Origin of the sequence: Shouchella rhizosphaerae, assembly GCF_900142675.1 — a bacterium.
GTDB lineage: Bacteria > Bacillota > Bacilli > Bacillales > Bacillaceae_D > Shouchella > Shouchella rhizosphaerae.
Window position 1 is genome coordinate 647,956 of record NZ_FRBS01000001.1, and the last position, 23,866, is coordinate 671,821.

At 43.6% G+C, this 23,866-nt stretch carries 24 protein-coding genes and 1 other annotated feature (1 of these 25 cut by a window edge); of the genes, 10 read left to right on the plus strand and 14 right to left on the minus strand.

All coding sequences use genetic code 11. The annotated features are described in order from the left end of the window. Window position 1 precedes the first annotated feature (1 nt). The 3 genes from BUC05_RS03385 (at window position 2) to BUC05_RS03395 (ending at window position 1,626) form a co-directional block, all read left to right on the plus strand. Complete coding sequence (locus BUC05_RS03385; RefSeq protein WP_063609565.1) at window positions 2-457, plus strand: PH domain-containing protein; 456 nt, start codon at window positions 2-4, stop codon at window positions 455-457. Between the two features lie 217 nt (window positions 458-674). Beyond that, entirely contained in the window at window positions 675-983 is a 309-nt protein-coding gene (locus BUC05_RS03390; RefSeq protein WP_063609564.1) for a hypothetical protein, read from the plus strand. 127 nt (window positions 984-1,110) lie between these two features. Then, entirely contained in the window at window positions 1,111-1,626 is a 516-nt protein-coding gene (locus tag BUC05_RS03395; protein ID WP_011246820.1) for a HEAT repeat domain-containing protein, read from the plus strand. A 362-nt stretch (window positions 1,627-1,988) separates the two neighbouring features. Here BUC05_RS03395 and BUC05_RS03400 read toward each other — a convergent pair whose 3' ends face one another. The 3 genes from BUC05_RS03400 to BUC05_RS03410 all read right to left on the minus strand — a co-directional run bounded on the left by BUC05_RS03400 (window position 1,989) and on the right by BUC05_RS03410 (window position 3,816). Further along, window positions 1,989-2,636 (minus strand): type A-10 chloramphenicol O-acetyltransferase, encoded by a 648-nt coding sequence (locus BUC05_RS03400; RefSeq protein ID WP_035203840.1) that lies wholly within the window; start codon window positions 2,634-2,636, stop codon window positions 1,989-1,991. 178 nt (window positions 2,637-2,814) lie between these two features. Continuing rightward, window positions 2,815-3,405, minus strand: a complete 591-nt coding sequence (locus BUC05_RS03405; protein ID WP_073304075.1) for a YdeI/OmpD-associated family protein — start codon at window positions 3,403-3,405, stop codon at window positions 2,815-2,817. A 120-nt stretch (window positions 3,406-3,525) separates the two neighbouring features. Beyond that, on the minus strand, window positions 3,526-3,816 hold the full coding sequence (locus tag BUC05_RS03410) for an RNA polymerase alpha subunit C-terminal domain-containing protein (RefSeq protein ID WP_035203837.1): 291 nt from the start codon (window positions 3,814-3,816) through the stop codon (window positions 3,526-3,528). 207 nt (window positions 3,817-4,023) lie between these two features. Here BUC05_RS03410 and BUC05_RS03415 point away from each other — a divergent pair, with 207 nt between their 5' ends. Further along, window positions 4,024-4,710 carry a GOLPH3/VPS74 family protein gene (locus tag BUC05_RS03415; protein WP_051881195.1) on the plus strand — a complete coding sequence of 229 codons (687 nt, stop codon included), beginning with the start codon at window positions 4,024-4,026 and terminating at the stop codon, window positions 4,708-4,710. Between the two features lie 96 nt (window positions 4,711-4,806). On the opposite strand, the gene BUC05_RS03420 is transcribed toward BUC05_RS03415, so the two are convergent. Beyond that, window positions 4,807-5,661, minus strand: a complete 855-nt coding sequence (locus BUC05_RS03420) for a YitT family protein (RefSeq protein WP_035203838.1) — start codon at window positions 5,659-5,661, stop codon at window positions 4,807-4,809. 182 nt (window positions 5,662-5,843) lie between these two features. Between BUC05_RS03420 and motA the strand changes: the two genes are divergently transcribed. From motA to ytvI, 3 genes are all read left to right on the plus strand, one after another. Further along, complete coding sequence (gene motA, locus BUC05_RS03425; RefSeq protein WP_011246826.1) at window positions 5,844-6,650, plus strand: flagellar motor stator protein MotA; 807 nt, start codon at window positions 5,844-5,846, stop codon at window positions 6,648-6,650. Next, a complete protein-coding gene (locus tag BUC05_RS03430; RefSeq protein ID WP_011246827.1) occupies window positions 6,628-7,386 on the plus strand; it encodes an OmpA family protein in 759 nt (252 codons plus the stop codon). Before motA ends, BUC05_RS03430 begins: the two co-directional genes overlap by 23 nt. A 115-nt stretch (window positions 7,387-7,501) precedes the next feature. After that, on the plus strand, window positions 7,502-8,638 hold the full coding sequence (gene ytvI, locus BUC05_RS03435; RefSeq protein ID WP_011246828.1) for a sporulation integral membrane protein YtvI: 1,137 nt from the start codon (window positions 7,502-7,504) through the stop codon (window positions 8,636-8,638). An 18-nt stretch (window positions 8,639-8,656) separates the two neighbouring features. On the opposite strand, the gene BUC05_RS03440 is transcribed toward ytvI, so the two are convergent. Next, window positions 8,657-9,181, minus strand: a complete 525-nt coding sequence (locus tag BUC05_RS03440; RefSeq protein WP_063609559.1) for a TraR/DksA family transcriptional regulator — start codon at window positions 9,179-9,181, stop codon at window positions 8,657-8,659. A gap of 253 nt (window positions 9,182-9,434) precedes the next feature. Between BUC05_RS03440 and BUC05_RS03445 the strand changes: the two genes are divergently transcribed. Then, on the plus strand, window positions 9,435-9,785 hold the full coding sequence (locus BUC05_RS03445; RefSeq protein ID WP_011246830.1) for a DUF2200 domain-containing protein: 351 nt from the start codon (window positions 9,435-9,437) through the stop codon (window positions 9,783-9,785). An 83-nt stretch (window positions 9,786-9,868) separates the two neighbouring features. Here the strand turns inward: BUC05_RS03445 and parC are convergent, their stop codons facing one another. From parC to fadH, 6 genes are all read right to left on the minus strand, one after another. Then, on the minus strand, window positions 9,869-12,292 hold the full coding sequence (gene parC, locus BUC05_RS03450) for a DNA topoisomerase IV subunit A (protein ID WP_073304076.1): 2,424 nt from the start codon (window positions 12,290-12,292) through the stop codon (window positions 9,869-9,871). Continuing rightward, a complete protein-coding gene (gene parE / locus BUC05_RS03455) occupies window positions 12,293-14,263 on the minus strand; it encodes a DNA topoisomerase IV subunit B (RefSeq protein WP_035202509.1) in 1,971 nt (656 codons plus the stop codon). A 225-nt stretch (window positions 14,264-14,488) separates the two neighbouring features. Further along, window positions 14,489-14,896, minus strand: a complete 408-nt coding sequence (locus BUC05_RS03460; RefSeq protein ID WP_011246833.1) for a CoA-binding protein — start codon at window positions 14,894-14,896, stop codon at window positions 14,489-14,491. 6 nt (window positions 14,897-14,902) lie between these two features. Next, window positions 14,903-16,462, minus strand: a complete 1,560-nt coding sequence (locus BUC05_RS03465) for an ABC transporter permease/substrate-binding protein (RefSeq protein ID WP_235360810.1) — start codon at window positions 16,460-16,462, stop codon at window positions 14,903-14,905. 91 nt (window positions 16,463-16,553) lie between these two features. Further along, the gene (locus tag BUC05_RS03470) at window positions 16,554-17,588 is read right to left on the minus strand and encodes an ABC transporter ATP-binding protein (protein ID WP_073304078.1); all 1,035 of its coding nucleotides are present in this window, start codon (window positions 17,586-17,588) and stop codon (window positions 16,554-16,556) included. A 122-nt stretch (window positions 17,589-17,710) separates the two neighbouring features. Further along, a complete protein-coding gene (gene fadH, locus BUC05_RS03475; RefSeq protein ID WP_035202514.1) occupies window positions 17,711-18,502 on the minus strand; it encodes a 2,4-dienoyl-CoA reductase in 792 nt (263 codons plus the stop codon). 561 nt (window positions 18,503-19,063) lie between these two features. Between fadH and BUC05_RS03480 the strand changes: the two genes are divergently transcribed. Beyond that, window positions 19,064-19,657, plus strand: coding sequence for a MarC family protein (locus BUC05_RS03480; protein WP_011246837.1), 594 nt, complete (start codon window positions 19,064-19,066; stop codon window positions 19,655-19,657). A 37-nt stretch (window positions 19,658-19,694) separates the two neighbouring features. On the opposite strand, the gene BUC05_RS03485 is transcribed toward BUC05_RS03480, so the two are convergent. After that, on the minus strand, window positions 19,695-21,197 hold the full coding sequence (locus BUC05_RS03485; protein WP_011246838.1) for a carboxypeptidase M32: 1,503 nt from the start codon (window positions 21,195-21,197) through the stop codon (window positions 19,695-19,697). Window positions 21,198-21,306: 109 nt separating this feature from the next. On the opposite strand from BUC05_RS03485, the gene BUC05_RS03490 reads away from it, so the two are divergent. Beyond that, window positions 21,307-21,615 carry an iron-sulfur cluster biosynthesis family protein gene (locus BUC05_RS03490; protein WP_063609553.1) on the plus strand — a complete coding sequence of 103 codons (309 nt, stop codon included), beginning with the start codon at window positions 21,307-21,309 and terminating at the stop codon, window positions 21,613-21,615. A 169-nt stretch (window positions 21,616-21,784) separates the two neighbouring features. On the opposite strand, the gene BUC05_RS03495 is transcribed toward BUC05_RS03490, so the two are convergent. Continuing rightward, window positions 21,785-22,345 (minus strand): class I SAM-dependent methyltransferase, encoded by a 561-nt coding sequence (locus BUC05_RS03495; RefSeq protein ID WP_063609552.1) that lies wholly within the window; start codon window positions 22,343-22,345, stop codon window positions 21,785-21,787. A gap of 173 nt (window positions 22,346-22,518) precedes the next feature. Then, window positions 22,519-23,772 (minus strand): MFS transporter, encoded by a 1,254-nt coding sequence (locus BUC05_RS03500; RefSeq protein ID WP_082111968.1) that lies wholly within the window; start codon window positions 23,770-23,772, stop codon window positions 22,519-22,521. Window positions 23,773-23,838: 66 nt separating this feature from the next. Then, window positions 23,839-23,866, minus strand: a binding site (T-box leader) (it continues 229 nt past the right edge of the window).

Below are 23,866 nucleotides of genomic sequence, written 5' to 3' on the forward strand. Positions count from 1 at the left end.
AATGGTTTTTCATGCGAAAATAGCGATTGTTCCTATGATTATATTTATATTTTTATTGGTAGGCGCCATGGTCGCGATGGCTGTTTTTCCTCTCACTTTTATTCTCGGAGAGGTGTCTTCATCCCTTATTTTTTTCAATTCGGTTGCGATGTTTATTGTTACAGTTGGCTTTCTCTTGTGGTATATAACCTCCATTAAATTTGTTTTGACAGAGGAACATCTTCTAATTAAAGGAGGTCCATTTAAACGTAAAATATTGTACCCAAACATAATAAAAGTCGTCCCAACAACTGCTCGATTCACCGGTTATCAAATTTCTTCGTCTGATAAGGGAATTGAATTGCGTTACAAAACAGCCAATGCTACTAGAACGATAAAAATATTACCAAAGGATAAATTGAAATTTATTGCCGAGTTGAGAAAACGGTGTCCAAATGCACAGATTAGTGAATTTTAAAGAGGGAATGGGGAGGCAATGTAGAAGTAAAAGAAAATAGGGGAATAGGCTCTATATGCAAACGAAGAAAATGATTGATCTGGATTTGTTACCTGCATCTGCATGATCAAAGCGGGTAGACATACAGTGAATACGCATATTAGATAGCCAGTAGTGGATGTACGTTAGACGCCTTTGCAATACATATGATATGGATAGTAGAAAGCAGGTTATCTTAATGAAAGTAATTACTTTATGCGGCTCTACAAAATTTAAGGAACAATTCGAGAAAGCAAATGCTTATCATACATTGCAAGGAAATATTGTGATAAGTCTCGGGTTTTTCGAGCAAAGTGAAGGTATAAAAATCACACAAGAGCAAGCAGAATTGTTGGAGGAAATTCATTATAAAAAAATAAATATGTCTGACGAAATTTTTGTGATTGATGTTAATGGCTATATGGGGGAAAGCACAAAAAAAGAAATTGAGTATGCAAAACAACAAGGTAAATTAGTAAGTTACTATTCTGAGAGCGATATAAAGTAATAAATCACCTATTTCACTAAACTGCGGCAGGTCAAGGGTATAACCCATCGCTCACTGCTGTATTTTTTGATAATAATGTTATTGTAATTTTGAGGCGGAATATGTAATACAAAAGGATGGTGTCTCTATGGACAAGAACGAGGAAGTATCTCTATCGCTTAGAAAGATTGCGAATTCCAGTGAAATGAACCAGGTAGCTGCGGCGATGAAAGAAGTGAGGCGGTCTGGTAAAGCTGCTTTGCCACTATTGATAGATGCGCTTCATGGTGAGGATCCGATGTTGCGTGACATTGCATGTGCCGTTCTCGGAGAGCTAGGTTCAGACGCAGGAGAGGCAGTGCCGAAACTGATCGAGCTGATGCAAACAAGCTCTGAGGAGACAAGGATGGCCGCAGCTCTCTCGTTGATGCGCATCGGCCCTGACAGTCTACCATTATTGGAAGAGACAGCCAAGAAATCAGTAGGTTTAACGAAATTCTGGGCTTGTTGGGCTATATCTTGGCTCGATCCTTCTCGGTTGGATCAGGATATGATCGTATGTCTAAAAGCTGAGCAGGAACAACCAACGAGTGAAGTAACGCCATTCGCGGCAGCGGAAGCAGTCGGGAAAGTGATCGCATGGCAATTGAAAGAAGCTGACTAAAATGATTGTTTATCCTTTCTAAGATAAGACGGCGGGCATCTTAAGTACAACAAATGCCCGCTGTTCCTGTCAATGAGGGCTCGGGTTCGGGGAGGAAGCAAAGTATTTGTTAGACCCGTTCAATTCAATACGTTGTTTCTGTTAGTTTACATAATATACATTACAGGAACCAATTGGATGAAAAAGAAAGATCGTCTCGAATGACAAGTTTACTTCAGTTTTCGAGACAAAAAATCTTTTCATTGCTAGCGCTAATCACTTACTTATTATCATATCTTAATTATTTGTCCAACAGAAACCAAATTAAAAGGAACTGTTGCACACAGTTCCTTTAATAATACGATTCATCCACTAACGACCAGTTAAATCCAGTCTTCACTTTCATCAGCAAGTTTTTGTAAGTCATTGATAAAAACACTTGCATGGTAGCCATCACAAATAGCATGATGCATTTGGATAGAGACAGGCAGGAATAATTCATCATTTACTTGTGAATACTTCCCTCCAGTTATTATGGGTAAGAGAAAATCTCCGCCATTATTTATATTTAGATTAAATGCTGTAAAAGAACTCCAAGGAATCATAGAAATCGGAATAGTGTTATCTGGTATTGGTTTTTTTGGAAATAATCTCCTCGTGCCATTGTATCTTTCTGCATCATTTTCATATTTAGAATGAAACTCAGAAAAAATAGTTAAGTTTGGTGACCAGATGCCAGAAAATGTGTGTGATTTGTTATCAAAAATGGTATAGAGTGGGCAAATCTCCGTCCAGTAACCTAAATTTCCTTCTGAGTTAAAATTTATTCTAAATTCTCTATGGGCGTTCACGATTTTTGTCACCATAAAAATAAACGCAGGATATAACTTATAATGCTTTTTCTTTAAGTTCTTCATAAGTATAGTTATATTAATTTCATTCGTCAGACTGAATGTTGTCTGCTGCTGTAAATAGTGTTCAAAATATTCTTTTCGATCCCATGTATCACGATTAATAGTGTTAAATTTCATAATCAACGCCTCCTAATATAATATAATTAAATTTATCTTAGGAGGCTATTTTCACTGCTTTTTTCATGACAGTCATCCTTTTTTATAGGCAATTTCATGCCATCATATTATCAAGTATCTATAACAAGAGTCAACAAACCTTCCAAATACATATACATTCATAGAATAAACCTTTTAACTAATCCTTCAATCCTAATCCATCTAGAATTTTCTGGACGTACTTTTCCACCCTTGCTGCTCGTGTTTTTGGTTGCTTGGCACCAGAAAAATAAAGAATGTATGCTCGTTGCCTTCCTGGCGTCAATGCCTCAAAAGCGGTTTTCAAGGCGGGCATTTCATCGAATTTATTTTGCAGCTCTTCTGGAATGTTCAAGTTGGTATTATCTTGATTTACTTTCAATCCGGCTTTCTCTACTGCAATTGCTTCATCTATATAGTCTTTTAAAATAAGCTCTTTTTCAATGATTTCCTCAATATTTGTAAAGCGAATTTGGCGGGCCGCTTGTACGTTCTCTGTTTGTTGGATGAGTATCCCGTGGGCATCCTTTAACAAGGCACCTTTATGAAAAAGCAGCGCGCAGTAGTCTTTAAATCCATGTATTAATACGATGTTTTTGTTTTCAAATGTATAGCAAGGGTGCATCCACTTAAATTCTTCAGTCAGGTCGCAGTCCAGAATAATCTCTCTTAACTTCTTATATTCTTCCTTCCACTTTTTAGCGTTATTTAAAAATTCATCAACCTTAGGATTCGTACTGTTATTTGGCATTGAGGGCTACACTCCTTCTATTTTTGGCGATATCATTAGTAATGTAAGCGCTGCAAAAATCTTATCATGTCACTTTTTGAAGTTCAACATACACTTATGAGTTCAGAAGTTCACTACAATTTAACGTTTAAATGAGAGTTGTTTTTCTTCCAATGCAGCTCTAAGAGTTGGCAAGGATGCTGGTCCTATTCCATGAATCTTTAAAATTTCCTTTTCACTAAAGCGTGATAGCTGCTCTAATGTCGTGATTCCCTCGTGTATCAATGCATTTCTAGCGGGAGAAGAAAGCTTTGAAAGAAATCCGCTACTTGGTTTGCTTTCTTGTTGACACGTTGGACAGCTTGGACAATCTGTACTTTTATAATATTTGTGTCCTTTATCGCACGTTTTTAATTCTTTTGAAGTGTTCATCTCATCCTCCCCATTCTAAGCATCCCTGCTTTTTACATTTAGCTGTTCTAATTTTATAATTTTTTTCAAGTCCTGCATACTACCAATAACAAACTCCAGTTGATTTTTGGTTTATCCTTATCTCGTTGTTGATGTGGGAACGAAACTTTTTTTGTGTTGGCTCGTAAATAAGAGTAAGAGATAGATAATAAAAAGGAGTGATGGGACTTGCCTTTTATTGCTGAGCAATTGTTGCTATTAGCGATTAATCCGCAAACTGCGAAGCCTTATTACCGAGCTTCGACGGCTCTGCCTTATGCGCTTAATGGCGCCCTATTGGCTGAATTGATGATCAATGGCAATATTGAACTACAACATAAGAAAGCAGTTGTTGTGAATGAAAATACGAATGATCCTTTGCTTAAGCAAACACTTGCACGTATGAAGGAGAAAAAGCCTCGCTCTCTCAAGTATTGGGTGCAAGGCCTCTCTTCTTCCCGCACTCAGCAAGAGGTGGCAGCATTGCTTGAGGAACAGGACCAGCTAACGGTTCGTAAAACACGTTTTCTAGGCCTCTTTCCAAGTTATGAATACCATTTAGAACGAAACGACTTACACGCCCACGCCTATCGTTTGTTCCGGGCGGTGTTGGATAAAATGAGTAGTCAAGAGCCCCTCAACCGAGAAGAAGAACGATACGCAGTGTTGCTTGCCTTTTTGCATACGAGCAAGCTTTTGCCTATTATCTTTAAAAAACGAGCTGAGGTACGAGAAGCAGCAGCGCATTTGAAGCGGATCAGCAAAGACTTACCTGTCTCTGCTGAAGTTAAAAAGACAATTGATGCCATGGAAACAGCAATGATTGTAGCGATGACTACGATAGTGGTCACATCAAATTCCTCTAACTCTTCGTGACGGAGAAGCTTCGCCTGAAATCTGTAAAACAATTAGCCTGTAGAAAACGTAGGTGTTTTTCTACAGGCTGAGGTGCCGTTTTACCGGTATCTTTTTTTAATGGTCCTCTTCTCCTTTGAATGCAGCCCCTCTCGATTCATGGGCATCGATAATGGTGAAAAAGGCGTTTCGGTCATGTTCATAGATAGTATTTTTAAGTTGCATGATCTCCAGTCTTCCTACTACCACGTACAAGATGTCTTTTTCTTTTCCTTGATAGCCCCCCTGCCCTTTTAGCCTTGTTACACCTTTGCCCAGTTTCGCCGTAATTGCTTCAGTAAGTTGTTCATAGTGGTCCGAGACAATCATGACCGCTTTCGTTTGGTCGGGCCCCTCTACCACTGCATCGATCGTTTTGGCGGCTACGTAATAAGTTAGAATAGAGTACATGGCGTTTTCGAAGCCATACACAAAAGCAGCCCAAGCGAAAACGGCCACGTTAAAAGCGAGTACACATTCACCGACTGTAAAGGGAATTTTACGAGTTAACAATAATCCTAATACTTCTGTGCCGTCCAGCGCGCCTCCACTTCGAATGACCAACCCTACCCCAAGTCCTAATAGCAGTCCGCCAAATATGGTTGCTAGCAAAGGCGTCGTCGTCAGAGGTTCTAAATGCCAATGATGCAAAAGCGATTCTGATACAGCGAGGATAATGTTTCCAGTCAAAGAATAGATTAAAAAACGTTTGCCGAGGTAGAGAAAGCCAAAATATAAAAACGGGACATTTAAAAGAAGGACGAGAATGCCAAAATTAAAAGATGTAATCGCATTTAAAATCAACGAGATGCCGATAATGCCTCCATCGATAATACTGTTTGGCAATAGGAACCATTCAATCGCTATAGCGGCTAAAATGGCACCTGCCATCACAGTGAATATTCGAAAGCTCAGTTGCTGTGAAGCTGGCATAGACAGTCCCTCCATCTCATTACTATGGACAAAATTGAATTTTTTTATGCAAAAGGACCCAATTGTAAAATGAGACTTTCGGCTTAAAAGAGTGACAGATTGACGAAATTGCGAAGAGCGCTTCAAGCATGGGCTTCTTTATCCGAATTAAGTAGTAAGGACAGATTTAAAAGGAGACTCACATGGACAAGACATCATTTATCGGCATTTTTTTAGGAATAGGTACAGTTATATTTGGAGTCATTTTAAAAGGCTCTAGCTTAGAGGTGCTCCTGAATCCCGCCGCTATTGTCATCATCATAATTGGTACGATTGCAGCTGTTTTAATCGCCTTTCCTTTTTCAGACATTAAACGAGTTCCAAAATTGTTTGGCGTGTTGCTGTCTGAACGGAAAGAAACCTCTCAGCATGAAATCGTGGAAAAGTTCGTAGAGTATGCGACCATTTCTCGTCGTGACGGGATGCTTGCCCTTGAAAGCAAGATTGAAGATATAGACGATCCGTTTTTTCAGCAGGCAACACGGATGATGATCGATGGCCAGGACCCTGACTTTATTCGCCATACATTGCATGAGCGGATTGATGCCATGCAAGAACGCCATGCAACAGGAGCGGCCATTTTCAGCCAAGCTGGCACCTATTCGCCAAGCCTTGGCGTACTCGGGGCGGTGCTGGGGCTTATTTCTGCACTTGGCAATTTGGATGACATTAACAAATTAGGCGAGTCGATTGCAGCTGCTTTTGTTGCAACACTGCTTGGGATCTTTTTTGGCTATGTGCTTTGGCATCCATTTGCCAATAAACTACGGCGTAAGTCAAAAATTGAAGTATTGAATCAGCATATGATTATCGAAGGCACGATTGCCATTATTAATGGCAGCTCGCCTCGGGCGGTTGAAGAGTATTTGTCGGTTTATATGGAGGAAAAGAAGCAAAAAGCATACAAAGAAGGAGCAGAACAACGACATGTCACACAAGCGGAGGCCTAGGCGGCATGACAGTAACACACATGTAGACGAAACATGGCTTCTACCTTATGCCGATATGCTTACTTTGCTTGTCGCCTTGTTTATTGTCCTATTTGCGATGGGCCAAATTGATCAAGCCAAGTATGACCAACTCAAAATTGTGCTTTCCGAAACGCTTGGCGGACAAGGGATTCTTGATAATCAAAATGCCCTTGACGAAGTGGATGAACAGGCGCGGAATACCCTTGAAAGCGATCCTTCTGAATTAAGCGAAGCCTCAAAACTGGAACGAAGTGAATTGGAACAGCTTCAGGCACGCTTAAATGGGTATATTGAAGAAAAGCAGTTGGCGGATCGGCTACAAACGGAACTTGGTGCTTCCGGATTGTTAATTACGATCAATGACGGCATCTTGTTTGCTTCAGGGAGTGCCGAGCTTAAGAGCGATTCGATCGAACTAATCGAGCAACTATCAGCTATGCTTGCTTCTGACCCACCTCGCTATATTCAAATTTCCGGGCATACCGACAATGTGCCGATGGGAAACAACGAATTTGATTCGAACTGGGAATTAAGCAGCGCCCGTGCTTACAATGTCATGAAACTGTTTTTTGAATACGATCATTTTGAGCCGGCGCAACTGTCGTTTGCAGGTTACGGTGAGTATCACCCGATTACTTCAAACGAGACTGCTGAAGGAAGGCAAGCCAACCGACGCGTGGAAGTCCTCGTTCTCCCGTTGGAACCAATCGAATAAAAAACGGAGTGGGTTCCGCCCCACTCCGTTTTTTTAGGTGCCATTTGACAGCATGCTTTGTCAAGAACTACAATAATCTCGTTACCTGTTTTGGCGATGTTTACATGAAAAGAAGGTGAACCTGTTGTCGCGAGACGTTGCTTGGATGATTGGCCGAACGATTGCCATTGTTGTTTTTCTTATAGGTTCTTTATGGGTGTTCGCAAAGGTCTTCTCGCTTACATACCCTTTTTGGTTTGCGGCTTTGTTTGCCTGGATGCTACAGCCAGTCGCCCGTTTCTTTCAACAAAAGCTGCGCTTCAGCCGTGGTTTTGCCAGTTTGTTTGGTTTGCTAGGCGGAATCTTGGTCATTAGCGCGATTCTAACGGGGTTGGTTTTTCTTATTTATTTTAGTTTGCGCCAATTTTTTGAGCAAGTACCAACGTGGATTGAAGAAGGCTCTGAAAAAATGCAAATCTTCTTTAATGAGACGGTTTGGCCGTACTGGCAACAAGTACTTGGCTTGTTTGATACGATCGATGTAGGCACACACAATGTTCTGTCGGAAGGAATTGACCAGTTAGGGACAGTGCTTGGCAATTTTCTTGGCGATATCGGGCAGGGGGTTGTTGACTTTTTAACAACCGCGCTCTTAGGGTTACCGAACTTTTTGGTGGCGTTTCTGTTTATCATTTTGAGCATTTATTTTATGGGGAAAAGTTGGAGTTATTACCAGGATGTTTATGATCGCCATGTGCCACTACGGTTGCGTAAAAAAGGCAAAGAGTTCGTACAAGCGATCCGGCGGAGGCTGTTTGGCTTTCTTCGAGCCCAGTTCATCCTCATGTTTGTCACCGCTTGTATTGTCTTTGTCGGCCTTTTGATCATTCAGATTGACAATGCGTGGATGCTTGCCATTGTCGTCGGAATTGCTGAGCTGCTTCCTTATTTAGGGACTGGCACGATCTTAATTCCTTGGTTTATTTACTTGTTTATCACAGGCGATGTGTCTGGCGGTTTCGGGATTGCGATTTTATACATCATTGTCGTCATCATCCGGCAACTACTTGAACCAAAAGTGCTTTCAAGTCATATGAACTTAAATCCAATTGCAGTCTTAATTTCTTTGTTTGCCGGCCTCCGCTTGTTCGGTGCATTCGGCTTGTTTTTAGGCCCTGCTATTTTGGTGTTCATCGTAATTTTGAATGACATTGGCTTTTTTCGAGCCGTCCTTCAGTTTATCCGCAACGGTTTTACTGAACCCGAGCAATAGCCCGCTCATCGGAGCGGGCTATTGCTTTGGCCAATCTTGTTCATTTGTTGAATGGGAGAACGCGTCCTCCCCTGATTGATGGCTTGCCTGTTGTTCTTGTTCAAGGGCACGCGTTGTCTCTGTATCGCCCTCCATTCGCACATAGTCCACTCCACTAGCTTCTTGACGATCCTCCGCTAAAAGCGTTTCTTTTTCTCGTTGCGCTTCCGGTGTTCGCTTCGCATAAGGGAGTGCTTCCAGACGTTCATAAGGAATCGGTTGCCCTGTATCGATGCAGATTCCGTATGTCCCTTCTTCGATTCGCTCTAGCGCTTCTGTGATGTCTTGAAGGCGTTTTTGGTCCGCTTCGTTAAGTGATTGTTGGATGACACGGTCTTCGTATTCAGAAGCCGTTTCACCAATATGGTTATCGGCGCCCCGGGCAATGTCGCCGCGGCTGTCCGACATTTCGCCAGTGGTTCGTCGCTTCTTTGTTTCAAGCTCGTCTTTCATTTCTAGCAATTTGTGTTTTAAATGAGCAAGTTGTTTCTCTGAAAGTCCCATGTTTACTAAACCTCCCTCTACATCCTTATACTGCTCCTTTCCCGAAAAGGCGGTTAGGCAAACAATGAGGGTGCAATTGGCAGATTCACAATGTTGTAGATGACAGGCAAAACGGCTCGCTACGGAAGCCATTTGCATCATTGCCCGAATTCCATACCAATACAACAAATTTCTAATATTTGGTAAATTCCCTAGGTGTTGTTCGACTAAGTTTCGTGCTAAAATAAAGAAAAACCGTAAGCGAGGAAGCATGATGGCCAAACATCGGATTTATACAACGAGTGTCGCGAGCGTCTATCCCCATTATGTCGCGAAGGCAGAAAGAAAAGGGCGCACCAAAACCGAAGTCGATGAAATCATTTGTTGGCTGACCGGATATAGCCAAGAAGAGTTCGAAGCGCAACTGGAAAAACAAACAGACTTTGAGACATTCTTCGCAGACGCTCCAAAGCTAAATCCTTCGCGCCATTTGATCAAAGGCGTCGTCTGCGGTGTCCGAGTGGAAGACATTGAAGAACCAACGATGCGGGAAATTCGTTATTTGGATAAGTTGATCGATGAGCTAGCAAAGGGAAAAGCAATGGTGAAGATTTTACGAAAATGAGACGCTACACAAAGAAGCTGAAAAAAGAAAAATAGTCTACTAAAAAAGCCTTGAAGCTCATGCTTCAAGGCTTTGAGGTTTCCTTATTGAATCACACGTACTAACGTAAGCGCGTCGCCGCTTTCGTGTTGGTCAAAAGCATAGGAGCCGTTGGAATAGCGATCAGCACGACGATAGTCCCTTGGCGAGATGGCAATCATGTCTCCTTTTGCCGTTTCGATAGCAAACGTTTCATCTTGAGAGCGGACCCGCTTGAGCCCAACTAATCGATGAGGGTTGTTTTTTAATTCCCTTAGCATTAACACGCCTCGTTTGGCGCGGCTTGACTTTTCAAATTCAGTAATGGCCATTTTCTTGACCGCTCCACGATGTGTGGCAACGAGAAATTCAACAGAATCTTCAAGGCCAAATGCTTCGGCGCCAATGCAGTAATCACCTTCTTTTAAATTGATTCCCTTTACACCAGCGGCACGTTGGCCGACTAAAGAAACATCTTCTTCCGAAAACCAAAGGCCATACCCAAAGGCAGTGGCTACGAACAGTTCTTGCTGGCCGTCTGTCAAAAGCACGCGAACGACTTCGTCCCCTTCTTTTAGCTTTAAGGCCATCAGTGGTTTGGAATAACGTTGGGCTTGGTATAAGTTTAACGTTGACCGTTTGGCCATTCCTGCTCGCGTCATAAAGAGCAAATACTTCGTCTCAGCAAACTCGCGAATGATTTGTGCAGCAATAATTTCATCATCGGCATCAATCGCAACGAGGTTGGCAACATGTTGGCCGTCGTCTTTCCAACGGATGTCTGGCAGCGAGTGGACAGGCACGTACAAGTAACTCCCCCGTTTGGTAAACAGTAGCACCACATCAGTTGTATTGGCTTCTTGGGATAATAAGAGACGGTCTCCTTCTTTCATTCCTGGCCCATCCTGGCTAGAGGCTGAGTAGGAGCGCAGGCTTGTCCGTTTGACGTAGCCTGCCTTTGTGATCGTCACGCGCACGTCTTCCGAGGCAATCAACATGTCCATGTTGATTTTGATTTCTTCAATTTCCGCTCGAATTTCGGTACGGCGCGGAGAAGCAAATGTCTTTTTAATTTGGTTTAATTCCTTTTTAATGACGGAAATGAGTTTCTTTTCGCTGGCCAAAATCGCTTTTAATTCGGCAATTCGCTTTTCAAGCTCCTCTGCTTCTTTTTGAAGCGTCGTAATGTCGGTATTGGTCAGACGGTAAAGTTGGAGTGTGACAATTGCTTCTGCTTGTGGTTCAGTAAAGCCAAACTGGCTTTGCAAATTGGCTTTTGCGTCTTTTTTATCTTTTGAAGCACGGATCACAGCAATGACTTCATCCAAAATGGAAACGGCTTTGATAAGGCCTTCGACAATGTGGGCGCGGTCAACGGCTTTTTTAAGCTCGAATTGGGAGCGTCGCGTAAACACTTGCTTTTGATGGTCGATGTACGCTTGCATCAAGTCGAGCAGCCCCATTAACTTAGGTGTTTTATTGTGTATCGCCACCATATTAAAGTGGTACGTCACTTGCAAATCGGTATTTTTAAACAGGTAATGGAGAATCGCTTCTGGATCAGCTTCCTTTTTCAGTTCAACGACAATGCGCATCCCGGTACGGTCTGTATCGTCGCGGACTTCGGCAATACCGTCCACTTTTTTGTCAAATCGGATTTCATCCATTTTTTTAACTAAGCTCGCCTTTACTACTTCGTAAGGAATTTCCGTAATGACGATTTGCTTGCGGCCGCCACGCGTTTCTTCAATCGCTGTCCGGCCGCGGACGACGATTTTGCCTTTCCCTGTTTCATAAGCTTGGCGGATGCCGTTTGAGCCTTGGACAATTCCGCCAGTAGGGAAGTCAGGGCCTTTAATAATTTCTAACAATTCATCAAGGCTCGTATGTGGCTTTTGCATCAACAACGTAATGCCGTCAATGATCTCTGGCAAGTGATGAGGCGGTATGTCTGTCGCGTAACCAGCCGAAATACCTGTTGAACCATTCACAAGCAAATTTGGAAACATCGCTGGCAAGACGACGGGCTCTTCAATTGAATCATCAAAGTTCGGGATGTAGTCGACTGTGCCTTTATCTAAATCACGCATCAACTCTGCACTAATCGCCGATAGCCGCGCTTCCGTATAACGCATGGCCGCCGGTGGATCGCCATCCACTGAACCGTTGTTGCCGTGCATGTCGATTAATTGTTCACGCACTTTCCATTCTTGGCTCATGCGGACCATTGCTTCATACACGGAACTGTCGCCATGGGGATGGTAATTGCCGATGACGTTTCCAACCGTTTTGGCTGCCTTTCGATACGGTTTATCGGCCGTATTGCCTTCATTGTACATTGCATACAAAATACGGCGTTGCACAGGCTTTAGTCCGTCTCTGGCATCAGGCAATGCCCGTTCCTGGATAATGTATTTGCTGTAGCGGCTAAAACGGTCGCCGATGACATCTTCTAAAGGAAGGTCGAGATAACGTTCTGATTTTGCCACTTACGCTTCCTCCCCTACTTGCAGATTCTCGTTTTCCAAAATGTTTGTGTCTTCTTCTAGCCCAAAGGCGACATGGCTTTCAATCCACTTACGGCGCGGTTCGACTTTATCGCCCATAAGCGTGGCCACATGTTTCTCAGCCCGTGCCGCGTCTTCCAAACGGACGCGGATCAACGTCCGTGTCGCTGGGTCCATCGTTGTTTCCCATAGCTGGGTGGCGTTCATTTCGCCGAGCCCTTTGTAACGTTGGACAGTCGATCCCCTGCCGACTTTCTTTAACGCAGCCTGGAGCTCGTTTTCATCCCATGCATACTCGACTTGCTCTTTTTTGCCGCTGCCTTTGCTTACTTTGTATAAAGGAGGCAAGGCGATGTAAATTTTCCCTTCGTCGATGAGCGGTTTCATGTAGCGATAGAAAAACGTAAGCAACAGCACTTGAATATGAGCGCCATCTGTATCAGCATCTGTCATAATGACAACTTTGTCGTAATTACAGTCAGCACTATCAAAATCGGCTCCTACGCCAGCGCCAATTGTATGGATAATTGTGCGGATTTCTTCATTTTTCATAATGTCATCAAGCTTAGCTTTTTCGGTGTTGATGACTTTTCCTCTAAGAGGAAGAACAGCTTGGAATTTGCGGTCACGCCCTTGTTTGGCTGAGCCGCCAGCAGAGTCGCCCTCGACCAAGTACAGTTCATTGCGAGCTGGGTTCCGTGACTGAGCTGGCGTTAACTTGCCGCTCAGCAACACATCTTTGCGCTTGTTTTTCTTGCCGTTGCGCGCATCTTCCCTGGCTTTACGTGCCGCTTCCCGTGCCTGTGCTGCTTTCATTGCTTTTTTAAGCAGCATCGTTGCCACAGCTGGATTTTCTTCGAGAAAATAACTGAGGTTTTCCGAGACAATCGCATCAACAGCAGAACGGGCTTCTGGAGTCCCTAGCTTGCTTTTCGTTTGCCCTTCGAATTGCAGTTTTGCTTCCGGGACGCGAACGGAGACGACCGCAGTGAATCCTTCTCGTATATCCGATCCATCTAAGTTTTTGTCTTTCTCTTTTAAAACGCCAATTTTGCGTGCGTGTTCATTCATGATGCGGGTCATCGCTGTTTTCGCGCCTAGCTCGTGTGTGCCGCCGTCCCGTGTACGGACATTATTAACGAAAGAAAGCACATTTTCCGTATAGGCATCGTGAAATTGAAAGGAAAAGTCCATTTGGATGTCATTGGCGCTTCCGGAAAAGGACACGACTGGATGAAGCGCTTCTTTTCCTTCATTTAAATAGTCGACAAAGGCTTCAAGCCCCGTATCAAACTTAAACACTTCATGCAGCTCTTTTCCAGGACGCTTGTCCGTTAATTCAATCTGGACGCCTTTCAACAGAAAAGCCGCTTCTCGAAGTCTTTCCGCCAATATTTCGCTGTTAAACTGAATGGTTGAGAAAATGCCTTCATCTGGCTTAAAACGGACAGTCGTGCCTGAGGCGCGTGTTTTGCCTTTTTTCTCAAGCGTTGTGACCGGCTTGCCGCCTTGTTCGAAACGTTGTGTGTATCGATAGCCATCCCGTTTAATCTCCACTTCAAGCCATTCCGATAAGGCATTGACAACGGAAGCACCAACTCCGTGCAGCCCGCCACTTGTCGCATATCCGCCTTGGCCGAATTTGCCTCCAGCATGAAGGACGGTGAAAATGACTTCCGGTGTCGGCTTTCCAGAACGGTGCATGCCGACGGGCATCCCCCGCCCTTCATCCTCAATCGAGACACTCTGATCTTTATGGATCGTTACTTTTATTGTATTTCCGTAGCCGCCGAGTGCTTCATCGACGGCATTATCGACAATTTCATAAACAAGATGGTGCAGCCCGCGTACATCAGTTGAGCCGATGTACATGCCAGGCCGCTTGCGTACCGCTTCAAGCCCTTCTAAGACTTGAATGGCATCCTCATTGTATTCCACGTGCTGTTTTGCCATTCCGTTCTCCCTTCCATTTATCTATAAATCGATTATACCATAACGAATACGAATGTTTGTTCTGTATAGGTGAAATAATGGCTGCCCTTCTTCATTTTAACCATTGTTTTCCTGTATGCAACAGTTTTTTCTAATAGCACCTTACCATGTTTATCTTTGTTGTTGCAAATGCCTGGCTACCTTGTTTGACAAAATCAAGCCCGCACCTATGATGCGGGCTTGCGCTCATTTAAACTTAGCATGCTCTACTTTGATGCAACGGTCCATGACTGTTTCAACCCCATGTGCTTGCAAATAATCATATGCTTCCTCGTTAACGACGCCTAATTGCGACCAAAAGACGCCAATGCCTGCTTTGACTGTGTCTCTGGCAATCTCAGGGAGAAACTCGCTGCGGCGAAAAACGTTAACGAGATCGACCTCACCCTCAATATCGAGGAGCGATGGGTACGCTTTTTCACCGAGCACTTTATCGACGCGGGGGTTGACAGGAATAATGGTGTATCCTGCTTTTTGCATCGCCTCGGATACCATGTAAGACGTGCGTTCCGGATTGTCAGATAAGCCAACAACGGCAATGCGTTTTTTCGTATGAAGCAGTTCTTTCATTCGTTCATCACTTGGGTTTTTCATCTGTGTTCACTCCTTTTCGTCTTTCAGCAGGCCTTTCTCTTGCAAAAATTCGCCTGCTACTTGATAAGGGTCTTCGTCGTTAATGTCCACGCGATAGTTCAATTCAGATATTTCTTCGACAGAACCAAGTCCAGCGAGTTGGTTTAAAATCGACTCCAATTCAGGATATTCTTCGATCGCTTTTTTGCTTACTAGCGGCGCTGCTTGGTAAGGCGGAAACAACGACTGGTCATCTTCTAAAACAACCATATCATACTGGACAAGTTGCGGGTCTGTCGAGAAAACATCGCTTACTTCTATGCTCTCGTTTGCGATCGCTTGGTAGCGAGTGGAAACGTCAATCGATGTGACATGTTCAAACGAAAAGCCATACGCTTCCTCAAAACCAAGATAGCCATCTTGTCTGTCCATGAATTCAAAGCTGAAACCGACGTGAAGTTTAGTAGCGTAAGGGCTCAAATCGCTTATTTTCTTGATGTTGAGTTGTTCAGCCTGTTCCCGTGGCATCGCCAGCGCATACGTGTTTTGAAAGGCCATCGGCTTAAGCAATACGTCACCGTATTCAGCAAGGAGGCCATTGCGCGCTTGTTCGTAGGATGTCTGTTCATGATAACTGAAATCTTCTGTTCCCAACAAATCACTAAGAACCGTCCCTGTAAATTCCGGATAGAGATCAATATCTCCAACACGTAAGGCGTTGAAATTCACGCTTGTCTCACCAAGAGGAGCGACCACTTCAACAGTAAGGTCAGTGTCTTGTTCGATTAAATGTTTATACATATTGGCGAGGATTGGTGGTTCAGGGCCGAGTTTTCCGCCGATAACTAAATCTGGTTCATCGCTTTGAATAAAGGAAGCGATCGGCGAAATCGCGACGATGGCAATGGCAACAAGGAGCACGCTCGCAAGCGGCTTATACGTTGTTCCTTGTGCGTGCGCTGCACGCTTCTCGCTGAAGCGCAACACAAAATCGAGTGCTAGCGCAAGCAACGCAGCTGGAAGGGCGCCGAATAAAATGTATTCATTGCTTGTCCGCTGAATACCGGTCATAATGATTTGCCCAAGTCCGCCGCCGCCAACAAGCGCTGCCAGGGTGGCAGTGCCGACAATCAGCACCATTGATGTACGGATGCCTGCCATGACTGTTGGCATGGCGATGGGTAGTTCTACTTTCAGCAAACGGCGGTATGAATTCATGCCTATTCCTTTCGCCGCCTCGATCAGGGATGGGTCAATGCCTTTAATTCCTGTATATGTATTGCGCAAAATCGGCAGTAACGCGTAGGCAGTAAGCGCAATGATAGCTGGAGTCGTGCCAATCCCGACAAAAAGGACTAAAAAGCCAAGCAAGGCGAGCGATGGGATCGTTTGCAAGACGGCAGCAGTGCCGATCACCCACTCCGATATTCGTTTATAACGAGTAAGCAAAATCCCTAGTGGCACGCCAATCGCCACTGCAATTAGCAAGGAAGCAAGCGACAATTGAATATGTTCCCAAAATGCGCGTATTAATAAATCGGAACGCTCGTGAAAAAGGTTGATATAAGATGTCCAAAAGGTAGCCATATGTTTTTGCTGCATGCTTAAAGCGCGCGAACGCTGTCCTGCTTAAGCTTGCAGTTCTTCCCCATTTTGTATGCACGCGGACAGTGCTAGATTAAAGTGTTTTTAGGCTCAGTTTGGCCAAGTCTTCATAAGAAATGGTGCCAATTAGGTGATTTCCTTCCGTGACTGGAAGGGCTGGCACACCTTGTTTTTGTAAAGCTTCAAACGCTTGCTCAAGCGTGCTGTCCCGATTTAAAGTCAACGGGTCATCAAGCAAAACGCCATGATAAAAAGCGCGGATTAGTTCCTGCTTATCGTTGATTTCATATTGCAACTCGGCTTGATTCGTGTTCACTCTTTCTTTTACGTAGGCGCTTTGGTAAACAGGCATCATTACGTCTTTTAGTGGCAAGTGCCCAGGAGAGATCGTGTGCCCCATCATTTCTTTCACAAGGTTTGTGCGCGGATTTTCCCTTAGTTCCTGAGGCGAGCCAATTTGCACGATTTCTCCTTTTTCCATTACCCCAATGCGGCTGCCGAGTTTCGCCGCCTCTTCCATATCGTGTGTGACAAACACAACTGTTTTCTGAATGGTTTGTTGCAACGCTTTAATATCGTGTTGGAGCTGGCTCCTTGACAACGGGTCAAGGGCGCTGAATGGCTCGTCCATTAACAAAATATCTGGATCAGCCGCAAGTGCTCGAGCCACCCCTACACGTTGTTGTTGACCGCCGGACAAATCACTTGGCATGCGCTCCCGGTAAATCGTAGGTTCAAGTCCGACTAAATCAAGCAATTCATCGACGCGCTTTTCAATCGTCGACTTCTTCCATTGTTTCATTTCTGGCACAATCCCAATGTTGTCTGCCACAGACATATTCGGAAATAACGCGATTTGTTGTAAAACATAACCAATGTTCCAGCGCAATTCATGAATGTTTGCTTGAGCGGTATGTTGGCCGTCGATGAAAATCGCGCCAGAAGAAGGTTCAATGAGACGATTAATCATTTTAAGGGTTGTGGTTTTCCCACAGCCGCTCGGGCCAATTAACACAAAGAATTCCCCTTTTTCGACTTTAAAGGAGAGCTTGTTTACAGCTGTTGTGCCGTCAGCATATACTTTAGAGACTTGCTCAAAGGCAATCACGTTATCCTTCTCCCCCTTATGATTAGGCGCTTTTTAGTTTATACCCGATTTTATGTTTTTTAACCACAGCATCCCTTCCGAGGAAAGAATAATCCCCGCAAGGTTGCCCCTGCGGGTTGAGGTTATGTGCGAAAAGTAGCAGCGCCTGTTTGAAAGCCAGACTGGCCAATGTGTTGACCCCCATCAATCGTGATACAAGTGCCGTTAATATACTCCCCGTCTGGAGACAACAAATAAGAAGCAAGTTTGGCCACTTCTGTCGTCTTGCCAAAGCGGTTCAGGGGGATGCTTTTTACCGCTTTAGCATGAGCATGCTCATCGTGAAGCAGTTTTTCAACGCCGCCTGTGTTTTCAATCGGGCCAGGCGCAATCGCATTGACGCGTATCCCATACTGGCTTCCCCATTCGACGGCCAACGTTTTCGTCATCGCTAGGACGCCCGCTTTGGCACTGGCTGAATGGACGACTCCTGGGCCGCCTGTCCATGCATAGGTGGCGACAATGTTGATGATCGACCCTTTTGCATCGTCAGCAATCCAGCGCTTTCCAACTGTTTGCGTGACATGCCATGTTCCATGTAAAACGATGTCAATGACCGCTTTCCAACCATTTTCAGACAAGTCCTCAGCTGGACATAAAAAGTTCCCAGCCGCATTGTTGACAACTCCGGTCAATGGCCCAAGCGATTCGTAAATCGCGGTTACCATCTTTTCGACATCGGCCCGGTTCCGCACATCGACTTCATAGGTCGCCACTTGACCAGGGAATGTTTCAATTTCCTGTTTGGCTTGCGTTAATTTGTCGCCATTTCGTGCACAAATAGCAACAAATGCCCCCTCCTCAGCAAACTGTTTAGCAATCGCTTTGCCCATGCCACTGCTTCCGCCTGTAATTAATAGGACAGGCTTGTCCATAACGGCCTCCTTCCTTCTCGCAAGTCGGCTTCCTCTCACTTTTATTATCCTAAATAAGACTCGATAATGAAAGAGATATGGACTAAAAACGAAGGATTTTATAACGGATTGGCGTCGCCTCGCAAAAATAGCCGGTTAACACTGTCCGTTTCTATCGTACGCGCAAAGGTGAGGAAGCGACCATGGCTAAATGCCGCTTATCATCAGCAATCAGTACATTGCCATTATGAACCTAAATCTTCTCCGTTTGTACCCTAAACTGTCGCTCAACTGTTGTAGAAACTTTTCGTCACGTCCTCACCCCACTGATAAACTGTTAAACGTGATTAATTTCAGTGGTTAGAAAAAAGTATTATCGCCGAACTCGAAGGCTGAAATGTTTCCAACTCATCGGCCATCGTCGTATCAAAGGGAAGCTTTTGTTTGGGAAGGAAGCGGATGGTAGCGCCCTTCTCCCCTTCCCATTTGGGAGCGCTAATTTTTTTGAATTTAGCTGTATAGCCGAGAAAAAACAGGGCAAACTACGAGCAGCTAACTCATAATAAAAAAGGAGCGTTTGGCATGGTGTCGTTTTTCATCCACGCGTTCGTTTCAATTTTTGCGATTCTTTACCCCATAGGCAATCTCTCTGTGCGGCTAGGGCTCGCCCATATAAAAGGGGATACTCAACGAATACATAAAGCAGCAAAAGCCATCCTTGTTGTTTTAGGAGCCTTAACTACGTTGTTACTGCTGGAACAATGGCTGTTACTGCTTTATAACATTTCCATTGAAGCCTTTACGATTGGCTGTGGGCTATGTTTATTAGTGATTGGTTGTAAATTGCTGCAAGGGAAAACGAGGTATCGCAGCAAGCAAAAAACCATTTTCGCTACAGTTGCTAGCCAAGGCGCTGCCGGTGCAACGATGTGCTTAACGGCGAATCAGAATCACCGCTGGTTTTATGTGCCGATTACCTTTTTAGCATTCGTGAGTGTGCTCGTTTTATCGCTTTTGCCCCTCTTGGTTGCGAATTGGCTTCGTGGGCGCACGGGGCAAAAGGGCCTATCGTTGGTGAAACGAGCAACAGGTGTTGCCTTAACGGTGATTGCGATTGAAATGGTCGTCATGGGCTTTGCCGATATCCTTCCGTCTTTTGAACAAGAAGCAGCATAAAGAAAAAGATTGCCGGCTAAGGCAATCTTTTTTGTTGTTAAGAAAGTTCGTATAGGTTGCTGTATTTCTCGGTTAAATAGGATAGTAAAGGCTTGGCGTCGATCGATTTCCCAGTAATATCAGCAATGATTTCTTGCGGTTTTTTTAAGCTGCCATAACGGTGAACGTGCTTTGTCAGCCATTCGCGAATAACGCCGATCTGTTCTTGTTCAAGCAATTGATCGAAATTTGGCAAATCGTTTAACATCGCTTGCTTCATTTGTGCCGCGTATATGTAGCCAAGTGCATACGAAGGAAAATAGCCAAAGGACCCGGATGACCAGTGGACGTCTTGGAGGACGCCTTCTCCATCGTTTTCAGGTCGAATGCCTAAATATTCTTCCATTTTATCATTCCATAGACGTGGCAAGTCTTTGACTTCAATTGTCCCTTCAAACAGGCCTTTTTCTAGTTCATAGCGCAAAATAATGTGTAGGCAATAGGTAAGTTCATCTGCTTCAATACGAATGAGGGATGGCCTAGATTCGTTTAAAGCAAAGTAAAAGTCCTCAAGCTCGACATCGTCAAATTGGCTGCCGGCATGTTGTTTTAAAAGGGGATACACGTTTTTCCAGAAAGGAAGCGATTGGCCGACAAATTTTTCAAAGAACAATGATTGCGACTCATGTATACCCATAGAAGTGCCACCAGATAGAGGCGTTCCGATGAACTCGTGATCGATGTTTTGCTCATAAAGGGCGTGGCCGCCTTCATGGATTGTGCCAAGCAAGGCAACGCGGAAGTCATGTTCGTTGTATTTAGTCGTGACGCGGACATCATTTGGGTTAATGCCAATCGCAAATGGATGGACCGTTTCATTTAGGCGTCCTTTGTCAAAATCGTAGCCAATATGTTTTAGTACAGCGTGGCTAAGTTTTTCTTGGTCCGCCTTCGGGAAATAAGCATAGAGCGGCGCTGTATTTGGCTGTTTCTTAGCGTTAGACACCTTTTTTACAAGTGGAATCAATGCTGCTTTTAGTTCTGCAAAGACTCGGTCGAGTGTATCGGTGAAAACGCCTGGCTCATAATCATCGAGGAGCGTGTTGTACGGATGACCTTCATAGCCACGGTACTCAATAAACTTCTTGTTGTATGAGACTAATTCTTCCAAGTAGGGCTGGAACATCGCAAAGTCGTTCTTTTCCTTCGCCTCCTCCCACACCGACTCGGCTGTCGATTGCAACATGACATATGCTTTAAACTCGTCAGCAGGAATTTTCGTGTTGCGGTCATACGTTTTCTGGCAATGTTCCTTTGATTTTAACACTATATCCGACAAATCCGTAGCTTTATCCAATGCAGCGAGCATGTCTTTCATCTGATCGGACACAGACATAGCAAACACTTCAGCGGATAACGTACCAAGCACTTCAGCACGCTGTGGGACGCCTGCTTTTGGCGCGCCCGTACGACCATCCCAAGCCATAAGCGCCATTGCTTGCTTATAGTGGTTGATTTTTTTTACGTATTCAAGAAACTTTTTTTGGATATCGTTTTCCATTTTGCTTATTACCACCTTTCTATTTTCTACAATAGCAAGGCTTGTATCGTTTGGACAACTATTTTATAAGCGATATGGTACACTAAACAACGGATAGGAGTGGAAACAAATGAACATTCATGTATCGAAGCAAGCGGCTGCTTTCTATAAAAGAGAAATGGAATTGCCTGCAGGCGCGATTCTTCGCCTGTATGTTCGTGTTGGTGGTGTTGGCTCTGGCGGTTTTTCAGTTGGTATTATGAGAGAAGAGGAACTTAATAACCGCTATTATATCGAATCTGGCTCGCTTTATTTTACTGTTTCAGAAGATGATTTCTGGTATTTGGACGGCATGACCATTGATTATGACGCTGACTTGGAGATGATCGTCTTTCAGCAGCCACGTTTTGCTGATTTGCACCATCCACTGGAAACGTGACAAGGTTGTTGATGTAGATGGCAAAGCTGGGTTTTAAACGAAATGGACTTTTTATAAACGGGTAGCGACCTGAATCTACGAAATTTAGGCGCTTTCCCGCTTACGGCGATAAGCCAAAAGGATTCCCCTTCTGATCTTATGCTCCTTTTTTGCAATACGGGTAAAAGTTTTAGTCATTCTTTTGGGCCACAATGATATACACGGGTTGATTAGCCACTTTAGCTTGAAGATAAAAAGCTTGGACGATATCAAAACCAGCACGAAGAATTTCTTCTTTCATCTTTTCCGATGAAACTCGCGGGCCAGTTGATAACTCTGCCTCCTCTAATTCAATACAGAGAAACACGCCTTTGCTTTTTAAGACCCTATATATTTCACCTAATGCGAGCGAAAGTGGTTTCACTTCGTGAAGCGATATGGAAGCAACTGCCTTATCGACTTTTTCGTCATCTAGTTGTATATCTTTGAAATCTGATACGAGCGTTTTTATATTGGTTATGCTTTGTTCCTTCGCCTTCATTTCCAAGTACTTTAACATCTCTTCATCAAAATCGAGTGCAATGACTTCATCTACATACTTAGAAATGGGAAGACTTATATAGCCTGCTCCTGCTCCAAGATCTAATAATGTATCCTCTTTATGAAGGGATATAAACTGAAACAGCTCATCAGCAGAGGGACGCTTTATCTTCTCCAAATTAGTTATTTTTCTATTTAATTTCTGATTCATGGTCATTCTCCTTTTATTATAGATATTTAGACTCTGTTATAACTTTAATTAAGTCATGACTTATTGTCAACATTTTTGTCTATTGAACAAAGAAACCCCCATGCCTGATGATAAATGGGGCATGGGGGTTTGTGACATCTTCTTTTTTATAACGTTGTTTATGTTGCCCTTTTCTAATTGGTATCAGAGGCTTGCAGTGCATGTTCCTCAGAATAATATGCTGCTTTCGATGGTTGTGTATTGCAAATAAACAATATTATTGTCACAACAAACATAAGGAGGCTTCCGCACACAAGGATGAAGCGAATAGAGATGAATTCAGCCATCATTCCAAAAATGATCGTGCCAATAATGATGAAAAACGCCTCGATGAAACCATAAACACTACCAACACGCCCCATCATGCTAATTGGAACATTATTTTGGTAAAATGTGTAAAATCCTGTATTCATAAACGCCATTGAAAATGATAAAGTAAAAAAGCCAATTGCTGCCGTTAAAAAAATAGTTGAAAAAGCATATATGATATAACCGACGGAAATCATCAAGGCTCCAAGACCGATTAGCCAAGAGGTAGCTACTTTTTTAACAATGAGTATGTTTACAAAGGAGCCTACAATGATGCCAACACCCGCAATACTTACTAGTAATCCATAATCTCTTTCTGATAAAGAAAGCACTTTTGTTGAAAATGCCGCTTCCAATGAATCGATCGCAGTTGCCAAAACCATTACCCCACTAAATAGGAAGTAAATGACCATAATATACACGTGTTTACGACTAAAATCTACGACTAATTGCCAATCAAGTTTTAAGATCTTCAAGCTTATTTTTTCTACTTCCGCTTCCATAACATCATCTTTTTCAAGATTAGGCATGAATAATGTGAGTAGTGCTGATAAAAACAGAGCGATGGCATTCATGTATACCGCAAAATTGGGGGTGCCAATCATAAACATCATCCCTGCAATAGCAGGCCCAATAACAAATGCCCCAGAATCGATGAAGCTTCGAAGAGAATTAAACCGTTTTCTTTGGTCCCGTGGGATTAACTTCGTAATATAAGTCATGGATGTAGGCTCATACATGGAACTAGCTATATTTATTAAGAAGACAATGCCGTATATTGCCCAAAGAGAGGATAATGAAGGAAGTACAGCAATAAACACTGCTTGGAATATAGCGCACCATACCATAAGGTGCTTTTTATTTAATCGGTCAATTAGACTCCCTGACCAAAAGGTGGTAAACAATGCAGATAAAGCGCGAAGTATATATAGACCCGAGACAGCCATTACGCCCATCCGGTCAAGAACAATTAAATTTAATGCGATAAAATACACCCATTCTCCTATACTGGAAATGCCAATACTAGACAATAAAATGGACGGGTATTTCCACGACTTTATAAACTTTTTTATACGCATTTTTATTTCCACTCCTTTGAAAATCTAAATTTGGAAAATAAAAAAACTCACCCCCAAGACTATTGTCTTGAGGACGAGTTGTTGCGCGCCGTGG